16 protein-coding genes are annotated in these 17,735 nt (G+C 63.6%); 10 read left to right on the top strand and 6 right to left on the bottom strand.

Going from position 1 to position 17,735, the window contains the following annotated elements; all coding sequences use genetic code 11:
- Positions 1 to 10 precede the first annotated feature (10 nt).
- Entirely contained in the window at positions 11 to 1,786 is a 1,776-nt protein-coding gene (gene aspS / locus CQ13_RS30355; RefSeq protein WP_057846479.1) for an aspartate--tRNA ligase, read from the bottom strand.
- A gap of 193 nt (positions 1,787 to 1,979) precedes the next feature.
- Here aspS and CQ13_RS30350 point away from each other — a divergent pair, with 193 nt between their 5' ends.
- The 3 genes from CQ13_RS30350 (at position 1,980) to rnd (ending at position 5,538) form a co-directional block, all read left to right on the top strand.
- A complete protein-coding gene (locus tag CQ13_RS30350) occupies positions 1,980 to 3,452 on the top strand; it encodes a protein adenylyltransferase SelO (RefSeq protein ID WP_057846478.1) in 1,473 nt (490 codons plus the stop codon).
- 99 nt (positions 3,453 to 3,551) lie between these two features.
- Positions 3,552 to 3,860 (top strand): HigA family addiction module antitoxin, encoded by a 309-nt coding sequence (locus CQ13_RS30345; protein WP_057846546.1) that lies wholly within the window; start codon positions 3,552 to 3,554, stop codon positions 3,858 to 3,860.
- Between the two features lie 529 nt (positions 3,861 to 4,389).
- Positions 4,390 to 5,538: a ribonuclease D gene (gene rnd, locus CQ13_RS30340; protein WP_057846477.1), complete on the top strand. Its 1,149-nt coding sequence runs from the start codon at positions 4,390 to 4,392 to the stop codon at positions 5,536 to 5,538.
- 166 nt (positions 5,539 to 5,704) lie between these two features.
- On the opposite strand, the gene CQ13_RS30335 is transcribed toward rnd, so the two are convergent.
- Positions 5,705 to 6,736 (bottom strand): AraC family transcriptional regulator, encoded by a 1,032-nt coding sequence (locus tag CQ13_RS30335; RefSeq protein ID WP_057846476.1) that lies wholly within the window; start codon positions 6,734 to 6,736, stop codon positions 5,705 to 5,707.
- A 236-nt stretch (positions 6,737 to 6,972) separates the two neighbouring features.
- Between CQ13_RS30335 and CQ13_RS30330 the strand changes: the two genes are divergently transcribed.
- Together CQ13_RS30330 and CQ13_RS30325 are read left to right on the top strand one after the other, a co-directional pair.
- On the top strand, positions 6,973 to 7,557 hold the full coding sequence (locus CQ13_RS30330) for a carboxymuconolactone decarboxylase family protein (RefSeq protein WP_057846475.1): 585 nt from the start codon (positions 6,973 to 6,975) through the stop codon (positions 7,555 to 7,557).
- A 53-nt stretch (positions 7,558 to 7,610) separates the two neighbouring features.
- A complete protein-coding gene (locus CQ13_RS30325) occupies positions 7,611 to 7,991 on the top strand; it encodes a rhodanese-like domain-containing protein (protein WP_057846474.1) in 381 nt (126 codons plus the stop codon).
- Between the two features lie 106 nt (positions 7,992 to 8,097).
- Here the strand turns inward: CQ13_RS30325 and CQ13_RS30320 are convergent, their stop codons facing one another.
- Complete coding sequence (locus CQ13_RS30320) at positions 8,098 to 9,057, bottom strand: autotransporter outer membrane beta-barrel domain-containing protein (RefSeq protein ID WP_430649721.1); 960 nt, start codon at positions 9,055 to 9,057, stop codon at positions 8,098 to 8,100.
- Between the two features lie 540 nt (positions 9,058 to 9,597).
- Here CQ13_RS30320 and CQ13_RS30315 point away from each other — a divergent pair.
- The gene (locus CQ13_RS30315; protein WP_028346424.1) at positions 9,598 to 9,801 is read left to right on the top strand and encodes a cold-shock protein; all 204 of its coding nucleotides are present in this window, start codon (positions 9,598 to 9,600) and stop codon (positions 9,799 to 9,801) included.
- A gap of 62 nt (positions 9,802 to 9,863) precedes the next feature.
- Here CQ13_RS30315 and CQ13_RS30310 read toward each other — a convergent pair whose 3' ends face one another.
- From CQ13_RS30310 to purM, 3 genes are all read right to left on the bottom strand, one after another.
- Positions 9,864 to 10,595 (bottom strand): glutathione S-transferase family protein, encoded by a 732-nt coding sequence (locus CQ13_RS30310; RefSeq protein ID WP_057846473.1) that lies wholly within the window; start codon positions 10,593 to 10,595, stop codon positions 9,864 to 9,866.
- Between the two features lie 66 nt (positions 10,596 to 10,661).
- On the bottom strand, positions 10,662 to 11,315 hold the full coding sequence (gene purN, locus CQ13_RS30305) for a phosphoribosylglycinamide formyltransferase (protein WP_057846472.1): 654 nt from the start codon (positions 11,313 to 11,315) through the stop codon (positions 10,662 to 10,664).
- Positions 11,312 to 12,385, bottom strand: a complete 1,074-nt coding sequence (gene purM / locus CQ13_RS30300) for a phosphoribosylformylglycinamidine cyclo-ligase (protein ID WP_057846471.1) — start codon at positions 12,383 to 12,385, stop codon at positions 11,312 to 11,314. The genes purN and purM overlap by 4 nt, the downstream gene beginning before the upstream one ends.
- Positions 12,386 to 12,534: 149 nt before the next feature.
- Here purM and CQ13_RS30295 point away from each other — a divergent pair, with 149 nt between their 5' ends.
- The 4 genes from CQ13_RS30295 to ppx all read left to right on the top strand — a co-directional run bounded on the left by CQ13_RS30295 (position 12,535) and on the right by ppx (position 17,725).
- Positions 12,535 to 13,077, top strand: coding sequence for a CDP-alcohol phosphatidyltransferase family protein (locus CQ13_RS30295; RefSeq protein ID WP_057846470.1), 543 nt, complete (start codon positions 12,535 to 12,537; stop codon positions 13,075 to 13,077).
- A gap of 110 nt (positions 13,078 to 13,187) precedes the next feature.
- Positions 13,188 to 13,865 (top strand): P-loop NTPase family protein, encoded by a 678-nt coding sequence (locus tag CQ13_RS30290; RefSeq protein ID WP_057846469.1) that lies wholly within the window; start codon positions 13,188 to 13,190, stop codon positions 13,863 to 13,865.
- Positions 13,866 to 14,011: 146 nt separating this feature from the next.
- Entirely contained in the window at positions 14,012 to 16,210 is a 2,199-nt protein-coding gene (locus tag CQ13_RS30285) for an RNA degradosome polyphosphate kinase (RefSeq protein WP_057846468.1), read from the top strand.
- Positions 16,211 to 16,222: 12 nt separating this feature from the next.
- Positions 16,223 to 17,725: an exopolyphosphatase gene (ppx, locus tag CQ13_RS30280; RefSeq protein ID WP_057846467.1), complete on the top strand. Its 1,503-nt coding sequence runs from the start codon at positions 16,223 to 16,225 to the stop codon at positions 17,723 to 17,725.
- The last annotated feature ends 10 nt before the right edge of the window (positions 17,726 to 17,735 follow it).

Raw genomic sequence — 17,735 nt, 5'->3', positions numbered from 1 at the left:
CGTCGCGTGCCTACCCCTTGTCCGGCAGGTTGAGCCGGATGTGGAGCTCGCGGAGCTGCTTGGTCGTGACTTCCGACGGCGCGCCCATCAAGAGGTCGACGGCCTGCTGGTTCATCGGGAACAGCGAGATTTCGCGCAGGTTCGTGGTGCCGCACAGCAGCATCACGATGCGGTCGACGCCGGCCGCCATGCCGCCATGCGGCGGCGCGCCGTACTGGAATGCGCGATACATGCCGCCGAAACGCTCGACGACGTCCTTCTCGCCATAGCCCGCGATCTCGAACGCCTTCACCATGGCTTCCGGCTTGTGGTTGCGGATGCCGCCGGAGGCAATCTCGTAGCCGTTGCAGGTGATGTCGTACTGGAACGCCTTGATGGTCAGCGGGTCCTGCCCGTTGAGCGCGTCCAGTCCACCTTGCGGCATCGAGAACGGGTTATGCGAGAAGTCGACCTTCTTGTCTTCCTCGTTGTACTCGTACATCGGGAAGTCGACGATCCAGGCGAGCTCGAACCGGTCCTTGTCGATCAGGTTCAATTCCTCGGCCACCTTCGTGCGGGCCAGGCCTGAGAACTTCCAGAATTTTTCCGGGTCGCCGGCGACGAAGAAGGCAGCATCGCCTTCCTTCAATCCCAACTGCGCGCGGATCGCCGCGGTGCGCTCCGCGCCGATGTTGTTGGCGAGCGGACCCGCGCCCTCGCCGCCCTCGCGCCACATGATGTAGCCGAGGCCGGGCTGGCCTTCACCCTGCGCCCACGAGTTCATGCGATCGCAGAACGCGCGTGATCCGCCGCCCACGCCGGGGATCGCCCAGACCTGGTTTTTGGGATCTTCCAGCATCCGCGCGAACACCTTGAAGCCGGAGCCGCGGAAATGCTCGGACACATCCTGCATCACAATCGGGTTGCGCAGGTCCGGCTTGTCGGTGCCGTATTTGCGTAAGGCTTCCGCAAACGGAATCCGCGGCCAGCCTTTGGTGACCGGCTTGCCCTTGGCAAACTCCTCGAACACGCCGGTGACAACCGGCTCCATCGCCGCAAACACGTCCTCCTGCGTGACGAAGCTCATCTCGACATCGAGCTGATAAAACTCGCCCGGCAGGCGATCGGCGCGCGGGTCCTCGTCGCGGAAGCACGGCGCGATCTGGAAGTAGCGGTCGAAGCCGCTCATCATGAGGAGCTGCTTATACTGCTGCGGCGCCTGCGGCAGCGCATAGAACTTGCCCGGATGAATGCGCGACGGCACCAGGAAGTCGCGCGCGCCTTCCGGCGAGGACGCGGTCAGGATCGGGGTCTGGAACTCGAAGAACCCCTGCTCCTTCATCCGCCGGCGCATGGAATCGACGATCGCGCCGCGGGTCATGATGTTCTGGTGCAGCTTCTCGCGACGAAGGTCGAGGAAGCGGTACTTGAGCCTGATGTCTTCGGGATATTCCTGCTCGCCGAACACCGGCAGCGGCAGTTCGCCGGCCGGTCCCAGTACCTCGATCTCGCTGACGTAAACCTCGACCCTGCCGGTCGGCAGTTCCGGATTGTCGGTGCCCTCGGGACGGCGGCGCACCTTGCCATCGATCCGCACCACCCATTCCGAGCGGAACTTTTCCACTTCCTTGAACGCCGGCGAGTCCGGGTCGGCGACGCATTGGGTGATGCCGTAGTGGTCGCGTAAATCGATGAACAGCACGCCGCCATGGTCGCGGATGCGATGGCACCAGCCGGAAAGACGGGCGATCTGCCCGATGTCGCTCTCACGGAGCGCGCCGCATGTATGTGACCGGTAGCGATGCATGGAAGTCCCAAAAAACAGATGTCGGAGGTTGAGAATCGGGGGGCCAAAGCCAGTCCGAAGTTGCGGAGGGTTTACCCGACGCAGCCGGGGGCGGCAACCAATGGCGGGGCTGTTTTCGGCTGAAAAACGGCCATTTCGGCAGGCCGGCGTCTGGAGCGTTTGCCTATTCCGGGGCTGCGCCTATCTTTAGGTCATGACCATTCATTTCCCGTTCCAGAACACCTATTCGGCCCTGCCGGCGAACTTTTTCGCACGCGTCGCCCCTACCCCGGTCGCTGCCCCGCGGCTGATCAAGCTGAACCGGGCCCTGGCCATCCAGCTCGGCCTCGATCCCGATGTGCTGGAGACCCCCGAAGGCGCGGAAATCCTCGCCGGAAAGCGCCTGCCTGAGGGCGCCGATCCGATTGCGATGGCCTATGCCGGCCACCAGTTCGGCCAGTTCGTGCCCCAGCTCGGCGACGGCCGGGCGATCCTGCTCGGCGAGGTCATCGACAAGGACGGCGTCCGCCGCGACATCCAGCTCAAGGGTAGCGGGCCTACGCCATTCTCGCGCCGGGGTGACGGCCGCGCCGCGCTTGGGCCGGTCTTGCGCGAATATATCGTCAGCGAGGCGATGTTTGCGCTCGGCATCCCCACCACCCGCTCGCTCGCCGCCGTGATGTCAGGTGAGGACGTGATGCGCGAGACCATGCTGCCCGGCGCGGTGCTCACGCGTGTCGCCGCAAGCCATGTCCGTGTCGGCACCTTCCAGTTTTTCGCTGCGCGCGGCGACACTGACGGCGTGCGAGCGCTCGCCGACCACGTCATCGCGCGACACTATCCCGATGTCGCGAAAGCCGAGCGTCCCTATCACGCGTTGCTCGAAGCCGTCGTCGCCCGCCAGGCCGACCTCGTCGCGCGCTGGCTTCTGGTCGGCTTCATCCATGGCGTGATGAACACCGACAACACCTCGATCTCCGGCGAGACCATCGACTACGGCCCCTGCGCGTTCATGGACGAATACAACCCCGCGCAGGTGTTCTCGTCGATCGACGAGATGGGCCGCTACGCCTATGCCAACCAGCCGCGCATCGCGCTGTGGAATCTGACGCGGCTCGCCGAATGCCTGCTGCGGCTGTTTTCCGACGACCAGGACAAGGCGATCGAACAGGCGCAACCCATCCTCAGCGAATTTGCCGACAAATTCACCGCCGCCTATCAGTCAGGCCTGCGCAAAAAGATCGGCCTGTTCACCGAGCGCGACGGCGACGAAGCCTTGATCCAGGATCTGCTCGACTCCATGGCGAAGAACACGGCCGACTTCACCCTCACGTTCCGCCGCCTCACCGATGCCGCCGGCGATCCCGCCGAGAACAAGACGCGCGATCAGTTCACCGATCCCGCCGCTTACGACGAGTGGGCCGCACGCTGGCGCCAGCGCCTCGCCGACGAACCGCAATCCGCCGCCGAGCGTCAGGCCGCGATGCGCGCGGTCAATCCCGCCTTCATCCCGCGCAACCACCGCGTCGAAGCCGTGATCGCAGCGGCCGTGAATAACGACTACGCGCCATTCGAGGAATTGCTGACGGTGCTGTCAAAGCCGTACGATGATCAGCCGGAGTTCGCGGCCTACACAGAGCCGCCGCTCCCCGACCAGCGCGTGCTGCGGACGTTTTGCGGGACGTGAGGCGCTGATCTTTCCACGTCATTGCAAGCGAAGCGCATAGTTGACTGACTATCACTCGTGAAGTCAGGCATGGCCTTCGCGCCAAAGGAGAACCTTATCATGGCTAAGAAGCTTTCCCCCATGCATCCGGGAGAAGTTCTTCGTGAGGAGTTCTTGTTCTTGTTGCCGCTCGGGCTGTCGCCCGGCGCGGTGGCAAAGGCATGCGGCGTTCCACGGACGCGCATCGAGCGATTGTCGAATGAGGAAGCTGGCGTAACGGCAGACACCGCACTACGCCTGTCGAAGGTCTTCGGCACCTCGCCCGAACTCTGGCTGAATCTTCAGACCGATTACGACGTTCAGATCGCGAAGCGACAGATCGGCAGGGACCTCGCGAAAATCGGGCCAATTCGCACAAAAGCGGCCTAGACTTCGATGAGGATCAGTCGCGGCTTCGCACGACGGCTATTGCCGTTAACCCCGATCCTTAAGAGCCCATCCACCATCCGCCGACGCACTTTGCCCCAGGTTCCAGGAATTAAGAAAAGCTCAATGCACTCCCCACAATTCTATCGGTTTATCGGGGGAGAATTGCTGTGGACGCCTTTGCTTTCGAACTTATGGGAATGGTGATGATTGCGCTCTGCCTCGTCGTGCTCGCGATCCCGTCCGGCCGGCGCCGGCCGCGGCACGTGCGCTACGAGTGATCGACTTCCAGGCAGCACCGTCATACCGCGAAGGCGGGTATCCAGCACGTCGCGGCCTCTCGATTAATCACCAGCGCCTCTGGAATACTGGGTCGCCCCGTCGAGCCAGGCGATGACGTTCCGGGTCCAGCCCCCAAGCCGACGCAAAAAAGCCGTGCTCAGGCTCAAATGCAGGGCTCAAATCCTCCGCGACACCCTTGACATATCAGCGTTTTCGGCAGAACGCCTGTCCGACGCGTCATGGATTGTTCATGGATCTGATTACCACCACTTCCGACCTCGCCGCCGCCTGCTCCCGGCTCGCCCAACACAAGGTCATCACAGTCGATACCGAGTTCCTGCGGGAAACGACGTACTACCCCCTGCTCTGCGTCGTGCAGATGGCAAGCGCAGACGAAGCCGTCGTGATCGATACGCTGGCGCCCGGCATCGACCTCAAGCCGTTCTTCGGCCTGATGGGGAACGAGGCGGTGCTGAAAGTATTCCACGCCGCCCGCCAGGACATCGAAATCGTCTGGCACCAGTCCGGCACCATTCCGCACCCGATCTTCGATACGCAGGTCGCGGCGATGGTGCTGGGCTATGGCGACAGCATCGCCTATGACCAGCTCGTCGAGCGCGTCACCGGCCACCGACCGGACAAGACCCACCGCTTCACCGACTGGTCGCGCCGGCCGCTGACGCCGGAGCAGATGCATTACGCGATCTCCGACGTCACCCATTTGCGCGACGTCTTTGCCGCCCTCGATGCCGACCTGAAGAAGCGCGGACGCAGCGACTGGGTCAGCGAGGAGATGGAAGTCCTGACCTCGCCAAGGACCTACGATTTCCACCCCGAGCGCGCCTGGGAGCGGCTCAAGAGTAGGGTCCGCAAGCCGAAGGAGCTTGCCGTGCTGATGGAAGTCGCGGCCTGGCGCGAGCAGGAAGCGCAAAGCCGCGACGTGCCGCGGTCACGCGTGCTGAAGGACGACGCAGTCGGCGACATCGCCACCCACGCCCCGACCTCGCTCGAGCGACTCGCCAGCCTGCGCTCGTTGCCGAAGGGCTTTGACCGCTCCAAATGGGGCAGCGACATCATCGCGGCCGTGCAGCGCGGCCTCGCCCGCGATCACGCCACGCTGCCGAAGATCGAAAAGCCGCGCGGCGGTTCGAATGGCGCCGCGACCGTCGAGCTCCTGAAAGTGCTGCTGCGGATGACGTCGGAGCGCCACGCCGTCGCCAGCAAGGTGATCGCGACCGTCGACGATCTCGACCAGATCGCCGCCGACGACCACGCCGACGTCGCTGCCCTGCACGGCTGGCGCCGCGAATTATTCGGCGAAGCGGCGCTGGCGCTGAAGCACGGCAGGCTGGCGCTCGCGATCGAAAAAGGCAGGGTCGTCCGGGTCGATCGGACGTAAGTAACGACTTCCGAGAACGTTCGCCGGATGCTGCTCACGTAAGCCGCCAGGTGGGCGGCTTCCGACTCAAAGCGTCAATCGGCGGCACGATCGGCATCGAGATTCCGAGACCGCACTTCTGCGGCTGCGCACCGCGCCATCCTTCGATCGTCGCCGAACGCCTACCTCATGCACTGGCCTGCGACAGCCCCTTGCTCTGCCGCCATGTGCCGGGAGGCGCGCCGACGAGGCGGCTGAAGGCGCGGTTGAAGGCGGCTTCGGATTCGTAGCCGACACGGGAAGCGATCTCGGCAAGATTGAGGCTGCTATCACGAAGCAGTCGCCTGGCGAGGTGCATCCGCCATCCGGCCAGATACGTCATCGGCGCCTCGCCGACCAGCTCGACGAAGCGTTTGCCCAGCGCGGCGCGCGAGATCGCCGCGCAGTCTGCCAACTCCTCGACGGTCCAGGGCCGCGCCGGCTCGGCGTGAAGCAGCGTCAGCGCCCGGCCGACATGGGGATCGTTGAGGCCCGCCAGCCAGCCGCGACGCCCCTCGGCGACATGGATCAGCTGCCAGCGCACGACTTCCATGAAGAGCAGCTCGGACAGGCGCGCGAGCATGGCGCGGTTTCCGGGACCTGGCCGCATCGCTTCGGCGATGAGCTGACCGGTCGCAGCCTGCCACCAGCCGGCCTCCTGATCGAGCGTGACCGGCTCCGCATAACGCGCGGTATCAGAAAATGCGTCGAGGATGACCTTGCCGTTGCGCAGGCGGACGCAAATGAATGCCGGCATCGCATCGAGCAGCGGCCCGAACCGTTGGTCGGAATGCAGGTAGCCGCAAACAAAGCGCGTCTCCTCCCCGCCCCCGCCATGCTTCACCCAGGTGATCTGCTCGGCCGACGCCTTAGGGAAGATGCTGGCAATCGTGACGGGAGAAAGCCCCGGGTCGCTGGTCATGACGTGCTGATCGCCGCGCGGAAACACCAGAACGTCGCCGGCCTCAATCCTGATCGGTTCGAGCTTGCCGCATGTGACCCAGCAGCCGGCGTTCATTGCCAGATGAAACAGCGTGATCGCTTCCGCGCCCGGCATCAACCGCGAAGCCAGCAAGTCCGGTGGGGAGGTCACGACCGACCATGGCCGCGTAAATCCGGCATTGAAATGAACGGCGCCCGACACACGGATGACGCGCAGAACCTCGGACAAAACGTCCATTTGGCCTCCAGGGCTGGATCACTAAACGGTGCGTAGCGTCTCGGCAAAGAATCTGAGCGCCCCGATCATTGTGTCAACGCTGGCCCGGCTTTAGTTCACCGTCCGGTTCGGTTGAAGCGAGCTTTCCCGGCCCGCCCGATGCGGTCGACCAGGCCATAGCCGGTCCGTCGCGGCAGAACCGGCCGGGTTTATTACGGCACTGGCCGCGGAAATTGTTTCACGAACGGAGATTTTGGATGTTTCTCAAGACGGTTGACGAAACTGAGGCGACAGGCCGCATCGCCGAGCTCTACGCGGCGCAGAAAGCCCAAAGCGGCTTCGTAATGTCCGCGACGCGCTGCTGGACCGCGCGGCCGGATCTTCTGCCGATCTACCAGGAGTTCGCCGACAAGATCCGCACCGGCTTCTCGCTAAGTCCGCGCGACTGGCGGCTGATCACATTCGTCGCCGCAAAGCAGGTGCCGTCCACCTACTGCTCGCACGTGTACGGCAAGCAGCTTCTCGCTGATCTCGGCTCGAAGGAAGCGGTTATTGCCGTGCGATGCAACTTCGCCTCGGCGCGACTAAGCGAACGGGACGTCGAAATGCTGCGCTATGCCGAAACGATCGCAAGCGACGCGTCCCGCGTGACGGCGAAAGACATCGAGCGGCTGCGGGCGGTGGGCTTCACCGACGTCCAGATCTGCGACATCGCGCTCTGCGCCGCGTTCCGCTGTTTCGTCGCGCGGTTCTTCGATGCGGTCGGCGCCGGCCCGGAGCCGACCTTCATCGACGCAGACGCCGATTTTCGCAAGGCGATGACGGTCGGCCGAGCGATCTGATGAAGAGATTTCTTCAACCCAGGACTTTCAACCGAGCATAAGAGGAGATGACTATGGTCGCCAGCGTCAAACAGATGATGGAAGCCGCCAACGCAGCGGTGCCGCGCATCACGCCCGCGCAGGCCAAGGAAATGATTGCGAAAGGAAACACCCTCGTCGTCGACGTGCGTGACGCGCCAGAAGTGGAGAAGAGCGGCAAGGTCGCAGGAGCCATCCATGTCTCCCGCGGCATGCTGGAGTTCCGCGCCGATCGTGAGACGCCCTACCACGACAAGAATTTTGCCAAGGACAAGACCGTCATCCTCTATTGCGCATCCGGCGGACGATCCGCACTTGGCGGCAAGGTGCTCAAGGATATGGGGTACCCCAACGTCTACAATCTCGGCGCGTTCAAGGACTGGGCCGAGAGCGGCGAGGCAATCGATAAGCCATAATCGTCATCACTTGAACGAGCGCGAAATATCCGAGCCGCCCCCAGAGTGGCGGGCCCGGCCGTGCATGGCGCGGTGGGGCCGAACTAGTACGAACTAGTACCGTTCGTTACCACTTCAACTCAATGCCCACCGTGCCCTGATGCGACTGCATCGCGGCGCGGAGTTTGGCGTCGTAGTTGACGTAGAGCCGTGCGGTATTGGTCAGGCTCAGCGAGGCCGAGGCGCCGGCGTCGGCGCCATACCGGCTCTCGCCGATGCCCTGGAACGTAATGCTCTGCACGCCCTGGCTGACGGTGATGTCGGAGAAATTCTGCACGACATTGTCGACGAACTTGCCGTAACCCGACAGGTCGAAAATCTTGCCGTCGAAGATCCAGTAATGGCCGATCTCCGCGCCGATCAGCAGCCGCGCGCGCTCCACGGTGGCGCCCGTTGCCGCCACGGGATCGAGGCCACCAATCTCCTGCAGTGATCCGGTCCGGGCGCGGACATATTCGAACGCGGCCTTGGGCACGATGCGGCCCTGGTCCTTGGACCAGTAATAGCTGATCTCGCTCAACACGCCGTCGAGCCGCGCATTGTATCCGGCGCTCGCAATCCCGAGCCCCGTGTCTCGGCGCGAATTGATGTTGCCAAAGCCGTGCACGACCGCGCTGGCCCAGGTCCACGGCCCGCTGTCGACGGAGGCCGTGAAGCCGATTTGCGTGAGGTCGATCGTAGCCGACTGCAGCGCCAACGGAATGTCGATCGCCGAACGGCTCTGGTCGACCGAGAAGCCGATATTGACGCCCGGCATCACCCGCGCGCCGATGCCGGCCACGCCGCCCGAGGTCTTTCTGCTGTCGCCGACGAAATCGCCGACGGCGCCGTTCTTGGTCCAGTTGCCGTAGCCTTCGAACCAGGTCCGGTAGCGCGGCGCTTCCGTGCTCTCGGAGGCGCCGCCGCCGCCCGGATTGGTCCGCTGCAGGCGGTTGAAGCCATTGCTCGACTGGCTGCCCAGCCGTTCCAGGAAATTGCTGCCGAGATTGGTCAGTGTCGCGCCCGATGAGACCGTCGAATTGATCACGGTCGGGGTCGGGCTGGGCGTCGGCGAAGGTGTGGGTGTCGGGGTGGGCGTGGGCGTCGGCGATTGCGCGTGGGCGGCGGGCACGGCGCTGATGAGAGCGAACGCAAGGGCGGCCAGACATGCAAGCGCGTGCCCGGTTCCGATTTTCCATGCTCGCGAAGGCCGCCGTGAGCCGCGCATGCAGTCCATTCCAGAGGGCGAAAGTGCGAGCCCGAAAAATGCGCAAATGCCGATAAACCGTAACGATTTGCCCCTAGTTCGCGCAAACGGTCAATCGGCGCGCTGCCGAATACGCGCTATTGTGGTTCGGCTGCCACAGCCGGCGACACCAGAACGAATTGCGGGGAGCGCGCCAGAACCTTGCGAACGCCCAAATTTCGTGTTGCAATCCCAAGCGCAATCGGATTCAGGCCGTTCGACTGTGCGTTTCGCGAGCAGGAAATCTAGCAGCTACCGGAAAGCCCGTTTGTGGCGTGGCACGTGGAAAACGTGGCCGCGTCTTTTTTATATCTAGACCAAACTTGGAGACAGGCGATGGCGATGCACAAGGGCAGCGTCAAGTGGTTCAACCCCACCAAGGGGTATGGGTTCATCAAGCCGGCGGTCGGCGAGAAGGACGTGTTCGTCCACATCTCGGCCGTCGAGCGTGCGGGGCTCACCACTCTCAACGAGAACCAGCACGTCGAGTACGACCTTGTCGAAAACCGCGGCAAGACGTCCGCGGAAAACCTCAAGGTCACGTAGACTTCGTCCACGCAAATTGCCCCCGGCCTCGCCGGGGGATTTTGTTTGCCCTGCCCTGGAATTCAGGCCGCCGCCTCGCAGCCGGCGATCTCGCTGAGTTCCGGATAGAATCGCGCGGTCATCCGGCCGACATAGCGCCGCAGGTTGGCATGGCTTGCGGCCGCCCGCTGCAAATCCGACTCGAACAGCGGACAAATCGCACTGACCGCGAAGGCGAACATCGTGGCGTCGATGCCCGCCGGCTCCCTGCCCATGAAAAACGGCTTGTCGCCGAGATAGGCCGCCATCGCGTCGATCGAGCGGATCCCGATCGCGGTGATCTCGTCTTTGGAGTGACGGCCGATTCCCTGGCCGTGCAACGTCTTGCGCAGGCGGCGGCGGATCATCGAAACGACGACCGGCCGGACCGGCGCCGGCACGCCCTTGAAGAAATTCATGGGACCTTTGCGGAAATTGTCATCGATCATCCAGCGGAAGTAGACGCTGGCCCAGTAGAGATTGTCCTCTGCCATCTTCTCGAACGCCCAGGAGATGGCGAGTTGCTCGGCGGTGAGTCCCTCATCGAAATCGATGCCGTATTTCTTTTCGAGATGCCAGCGGATCAGCGTGGAGTCGCCGAGCAATTGGCCGTCGTCCTCGATGTAGGGAATTTTGCCCTTGGGCGCCTTCGAAAAGCTCATCGGCGCTTTTCTGAACGGCAGTTTCGACATTCGTAGCAAGGTCTCGGCCTTGGTCACGAACGGGCTTGCGTCGGGAAGGCCGAAATTGGGCCCGGAGCCATAGAGCGTGATCATGGAAACCTCGATGGATTTTGCGGAGCGCGGTCGCCGCGCTCGTTCGTGCACACCTTGCGGATAATATCAGATCGTCCGCGGCGAAATCAGGGTGCCATTGCGGTCGGCCCCATGGGCGACCTTGCAGATGTCGCCTTCGAGGCGGAGCTTTCCGCTCGCGAGCAAGCGCAGCGCCTCGGGGTAGATGCGATGCTCGATGCCGAGAATGCGCTGCGACAGCGTCTCTGCCGTATCGTCGTCGGCCACTGTCACCGCGCCCTGCATCACGATCGGGCCGGCGTCGGTTTCGGGAATCACGAAGTGCACGGTCGCGCCCGAGATCTTGACCCCGGCCTGCAGCGCCTGACCGTGCGGATCGAGACCTGGAAAGGATGGCAGCAGCGAGGGATGGATGTTGAGCATTTTTCCGTACCAGCGCTGCACGAATTCGGCGGTGAACAGCCGCATGAATCCGCCGAGGCAGATCAGTTCGACCTGCTTTTCATCCAGCGCCCGCTGCAGGACGGCCTCAAAGCCGGCGCGGTCCTTGCCGAACGGCTTGCTCTCGACGACCAGTGTCGGGATGCCACTCGCGGCTGCCTTCTCCAGCCCAGGCGCATCGGCCCGGTTGGAAATGACGGCGACGATTTCGGCCGGAAAATCCGCAGCCTTCGCCGCATCGATCAGCGCGGCCATATTCGAGCCGCGCCCCGAGATCAGGATGGCGACCCGGCTCTTCATTGCGCGAGATCGAGATGGCCGTTGTAGGCCACGCGATGTTCGCTCGCAGCCTGGATCACTTCGCCGAGCAAGGCGACGGTCTCGCCGCTTTCAGTCAGGATCTGCGTCACCTTCTCGACCGCATCCGGCTTGACGATCGCGACCATGCCAATGCCGCAGTTGAAGGTGCGCAGCAATTCGAGTTCGGCGATGCCCCCCTGCTCCGCCAGCCACTTGAACACCGGCAGCACCGGCAGCCGCGCCAGATCGATGCCGACGCCGAGGTGCTTTGGCAGTACGCGTGGGATGTTGTCGGTGAAGCCGCCGCCGGTGATGTGAGCGAGCCCCTTGATCGCGCCGGTTTCGCGGATGGCGCGCAGGCAGGATTTCACATAGAGCCGCGTCGGCGTCAGCAGCGCGCCGCCCAGTGTCATGACCGGCGAGAACGGCGCCGGCGCATCGAAAGCCACGCGGGATTGTGCGACGATCTTGCGGACCAGCGAAAAGCCGTTGGAATGAACACCGGATGAGGCCAATCCGATCACGGCGTCGCCCACGGCAATGTCCGCGCTCGGCAACAGCGTGCCGCGCTCGGCAGCCCCCACCGCAAAGCCCGCCAGATCGTAGTCGCCGTCCTTGTAGAGCCCCGGCATCTCGGCGGTCTCGCCGCCGATCAGGGCGCAGCCGGACTCCCGGCAGCCCTCGGCGACGCCTGCCACGATGGCCGCCGCGGCGTCGGGGTCCAACTTGCCGCAGGCGAAATAGTCGAGGAAGAACAACGGTTCCGCGCCCTGCACAACGAGGTCATTGACCGACATCGCCACCAGGTCGATGCCGATACCGCCATGCAGGCCGGTCTCGATCGCGATCTTGACCTTGGTGCCGACGCCGTCGGTCGCCGCCACCAGCACCGGGTCCTTGAAACCCGCCGCCTTGAGGTCGAACAAGCCGCCAAAACCGCCGATTTCGGCGTCGGCGCCGGCCCGGGCGGTGGCGCGCACCATCGGCTTGATGAGATCGACCAGGCGGTTGCCCGCATCGATATCGACGCCCGAATCCGCGTAAGTCAGCCCGTTTTTGCGGTCGTTCATGCCCAAATTCCAGTATGATGACGGCTGGTTACGAGGAATTCCGCGATCCTGCAATGGCTCGCAAGCGCTTGGCGCATATACTATGTAGATAAGAGCCGGCTGTACCCGCCAGGGGCCGGATTTAGGCCGGAAGCCGGGAAGCGACCGAGTTGAGCATTCCAAACATCATTACGCTGGGGCGCATCATTCTGGTGCCGGTTATCGTCTGGGCGATCGTTTCCAGCCAGATGGAAATCGCGTTTGCGATTTTCGTCATTGCCGGGGTCAGCGACGCTGTCGATGGCTTTCTCGCCAAGCGCTTCAACATGTCGAGTGAACTGGGCGCCCTGCTCGACCCGCTTGCCGACAAGGCACTTTTGGTTTCGATCTTCGTGGCGCTCGGCATCTGGGGTGCGGTGCCGCGCTGGCTCGTCATCCTCGTGGTGTCGCGCGACATCATGATCGTCACGGCCGTGATCGTGTCATGGCTGTTCGACAAGCCGATCCCGATGAAGCCCCTGATGGTATCGAAGCTCAACACGGTGGCGCAGGTGGCGTTCGCTGCACTGGTGCTGGCGTCGCTCGGTTTCAACTTCCAGCCGGCGCCCTATGACGTGATCCTGATGGGTTTTGTTACGGTCTTTACTTTGGTTTCCGTCTCGCTCTATCTCGTCGAATGGGTGCGGCACATGAGCACGATCGAAGCGCGCTAGGTTGATCTTTTGTTTTTACGCGTTTTCTTCTCGCAAAGCCGTGCCTGCCCCGGACAGGCTTTCGCTCGAAAGCGCCATGAAGGCCCGAAGATCCCGGCCTGGAGATTTGCGTGGTAGTTCGCGTTCATCCTCGTCAGCTTGCCCTTGCGCTGCCGCATGCGGAGAGCCTGACCCGCGACAATTTCCTCGAGGGTCCGGCCAATGAAGCCGCACTCTCGCTGATCGAAAGCTGGCCGGACTGGCCGAACCGCATCATGCTGCTGGTGGGGCCAGAGGGCTCGGGCAAGAGCCATCTCGCTGCGATCTGGGCCGAACAGGCCGGCGCGCGCTCGATCTCGGCGCACGCGCTTAGCGCCGCTGCCGTCCCCGGCGCACTCGCCACCGGGGCACTGGTGGTCGAGGATCTGAGGCCCGCCGACTTCGACGAACGCGCCTTGTTTCACCTCCTGAACCTGGCGCGCGAGGACGGGGCCTTCGTCTTGATCACGGGACGCGTTCCACCGGCGGCGTTCGAGATCGAACTGCGCGATCTCCGGTCGCGGCTGCGCGCCGCACCCCTCGTGTCGCTACTGCCGCCGGATGACCTGTTGTTTCGTGGCCTGATCGTCAAATTCTGCGCGGACCGCCAATTGAGCATCGACGAGACGGTCGTGAGCTACCTCGCCACCCGAATCGAGCGCTCCTATGCCGCTGCCCGCCAGGCGGTCGAGCTCCTGGATACCGAGGCGCTGCGGCTCGGCCGGCCTGTCACCCGGGCCCTGGCCGCGGAACTCTTGCGCAACGCCTGATCGGGCAGCTCTCCTGCTGCGTCCTGCCGCCTTGACGCCGGCTCTGCGCGGAACATCAATGTCATCGAAACGTCATCGGCGTATCACATGCTGTGGGCCGCATTCCCTTAAAGTCGGCCCTGCCTCGCTCGCGATGGATAAGCCTTATGGAATTGGTACAAGCTGTTGAAATAAAAGAAAAAGAGCCGATTACCGAGGCGCCGCCCACGATTGCCGCGAGCCCGGAGCGATTCATCAATCGGGAACTCTCCTGGCTGCATTTCAACCGCCGGGTGCTCGAGGAATCGGTCAATCTGGGCCATCCGTTGCTGGAACGGGTGCGATTCCTGTCGATTTCCGCCAATAACCTTGATGAATTCTTCATGGTTCGCGTCGCCGGCATCAAGGCGCAGGTCCGTGAAGGCATCGCCGAACGCAGCCCCGATGGCCTGACGCCGTCCGAGCAGCTCACTCTCATCAACAGGACGGTTTCGGAACTCGCTTCCGACCAGCAGGCAATCTGGCGCGATCTGCGCACCGCCCTGTCGGATGCCGGCATCAAGCTCGTCGATGGTCACGACTTCACCAAGGCGGAGCGCGGCTGGCTTGAGGATCACTTCCTCCGCAACATTTTCCCGCTGCTGACGCCGCTGGCGATCGATCCCGCGCACCCGTTCCCGTTCATCCCGAGCCTCGGCTTCACCATCGCGCTGCAATTGTTGCGAACGTCCGACGGCAAGGCGATGAACGCGCTGATCCGCATGCCTGGCAAGATCGATCGCTTCATCCGGATGCCGGCGACCAAGGACGGCGCGGTGCACCTGATCCCGCTGGAGCAAGCCACCGGGATGTTCATCGGCCGCCTCTTCCCCGGCTACACCGTCAAGGGCCAGGGCGCCTTCCGCATTATCAGGGACTCCGAACTCGAAATCGAGGAAGAGGCCGAAGATCTGGTTCGCCTGTTCGAGACCGCGCTGAAGCGGCGGCGGCGGGGTTCGGTGATCCGCCTCGAGATGGAAGCCAAGATGCCGGAAGCGCTGTGCGGCTTCGTGCGGCAGGCGCTTTCGGCGGCCGACGACGAAGTGTTTCTGGTCGACGGCGTGCTGGCGATGAACGAGCTGTCGCAGCTCACCCGGCTCGACCGTCCCGATCTCGAATTCGTGCCTTATGTGCCGCGCCATCCCGAGCGGGTGCGCGACCACGCCGGGGACATCTTCGCGGCGATCCGGCAAAAGGACCTCATCGTCCATCATCCTTACGAATCCTTCGACGTCGTCGTGCAATTCCTGCAGCAAGCCCTCCGCGACCCCGACGTCGTTGCCATCAAGCAGACGCTCTACCGCACCTCGAGCAATTCGCCGATTGTGCGGGCGCTCGCCGAGGCCGCGGAAGCCGGCAAATCGGTGACCGCACTGATCGAGCTGAAAGCGCGGTTCGACGAGGAAGCCAACATCCGCTGGGCGCGCGATCTCGAACGCGCCGGCGTGCAGGTCGTGTACGGCTTTCTCGAACTGAAGACGCACGCCAAGCTGTCGATGGTGGTGCGGCGCGAGGGCGGTAACCTGACGACTTATGTGCATACCGGCACCGGCAATTATCATCCGGTCACCGCGCGCATCTATACCGACCTTTCCTATTTCACGTCGGACCCGATCATCGGCCGCGACGCGGCGCGGGTATTCAACTACATCACCGGCTATGCGGAGCCGAGCGACATCGAGCGGATGGCGGTGTCGCCGTTGACGCTGCGCAAGCGCATCCTCGAACACATCAAGGGTGAGATCAACCACACCCGGCACGGCAAGCCGGGAGCGATCTGGATGAAGATGAATTCGCTGGTCGATCCCGATGTCATCGACGCGCTGTACGAGGCGTCACAGGCCGGCGTGTCGATCGAACTGGTGGTACGCGGCATCTGCTGCCTGCGGCCAGGCATTCCAGGGCTTTCCGAGAACATCCGGGTCAAGTCGATCATCGGCCGCTTCCTGGAGCACGGCCGAATCTACTGCTTTGGTATGGGGCAAGGCCTGCCTGGCCCGAAAGCGGCTGTGTATATCTCGTCCGCCGACATGATGCCGCGAAACCTCGACCGCCGCGTCGAAGTCCTCTGTCCATTGCAAAATCCCACGGTACATCAGCAGGTTCTCGAACAGATCATGGTCGCGAACCTGAAGGATAACGAGCAGAGCTGGCAATTGTTGCCGGATGGGTCCTCAACGCGTATGAAGGCCGCGAAAGGCGAAGAGCCGTTCAACCTGCACAACTATTTCATGACGAATCCGAGCCTGTCTGGACGTGGAAAGTCTCTCAAGGAATCTTCGCCGCGCCGCCTCACGCGCCGTACCGAACGTCAGCAATCATCATAAGGGAGCGCCGCTGTGAAGCGGCCGCGCAAGCGCGCTTCCAGCGTCGCCGTCATCGACATCGGCTCGAACTCGGTTCGTCTCGTCGTCTATGAGACGATGGCGCGCAGCCTCGTCACCATCTTCAACGAAAAGGCGCTGTGTGGGCTCGGCCGCGAGGTGCAGAGCACCGGCCTGTTGGCCGAGGATGCGGTTACCAAGGCGCTGACGGCGCTACGGCGATTTCGCGCGCTGTGTCGTATCCAGCAGGTGGAGCGCATCTTCGCCATCGCCACCGCCGCCTGCCGCGACGCCAAGAACGGTCCCGACTTCATCGCCAAAGCGGAGCGCATCTGCGGCGCGCCGATTCAGATCCTGTCCGGTCCGCGCGAGGCAAAACTGTCCGCGCTCGGCGTCATCTCCGGCATCCACAATCCCGATGGCATCGTCGGCGATCTCGGCGGCGGTTCGCTCGAACTGATCGATGTGAAGAAAAGCCGGGTCCACAGCGGCGTCACGCTGCCGCTGGGAAGCCTGGCGCTGCAAGATCTCTCGGAGAAATCCTTGAAGCGCGCCGAGCGCATCGTTCGCGACGATCTGTCCGGCGTCGCCCAGCTCAAGGCCGGCCAAGGCCGCACCTTCTATGCGGTCGGCGGCACCTGGCGCGCGCTGGCACGTATTCACATCGTCCAAAGCGGCTATCCGCTGCGCGTGATGCATGGCTATTCGTTACCTGCCGCCGACGCGCTCGATTTCGCCCGGCGCCTGCGCCGGCTGGCGGCCGCCAACATGCTCGCGGACATCGAAGTGGTTGCGGACGCCCGGCGCCCGCTCCTGACCTATGCGGCACTGGTGCTCGAATACATCATCCGCGTCGGCCGGCCGAAGACGATCGTGTTTTCCACCTTCGGTGTCCGCGAGGGCCTGCTCTACGAGATGCTGCCACCGCAGGAGCGCGCCAAGGACGGATTCATCTGCGCAGCCCAAACCTTGAACGGACTGTTGTCGCGCTCCGCACGCCACGCCGAGGAACTGGTCGCATGGACCGATCGGCTGGTGCGGGTCGTGAAGCTGCGCGAGACCGAGGAGGACCGCCGCCTGCGCCACGCCGCCTGCCTGCTTTCCGATATCGGATGGCGCGTGCACCCCGACCACCGCGGCGAGGAAACGCTGAGCCTGATCACCAACGGTAATTTCGGCTCGATCAGCCATCAAGGCCGCGCCTTTGTCGCACTGTCGGTGTTCTACCGCTATGCGGGCTTAAGCGAAGAGAACGAGCCGCCGGAACGCGTTCTCGGGCTGGTGCCGCCGGCGATGGACGAGCGCGCCCGCCTTCTCGGCGCAGCGTTCCGCGTCGCGCACCTGATATCGGCGGCGCGCACCGGTGTGTTGCCCGCGACGCATTTCCGCACGCAGGGCCGCAAGCTGATGCTGGTGTTCGAGCATCGCATGGTCGATCTCGTAGCCGACCGCGTCGGTAGCCGCTTCAAGCAACTGGCGCGGCTCGTCGGGCGCGCTGGATCGATCGTGCGAAAGTAAGACGGACGCA

Origin of the sequence: Bradyrhizobium retamae (genome assembly GCF_001440415.1) — a bacterium.
GTDB lineage: Bacteria > Pseudomonadota > Alphaproteobacteria > Rhizobiales > Xanthobacteraceae > Bradyrhizobium > Bradyrhizobium retamae.
This window is presented reverse-complemented; position numbering and strand designations above follow the sequence as displayed.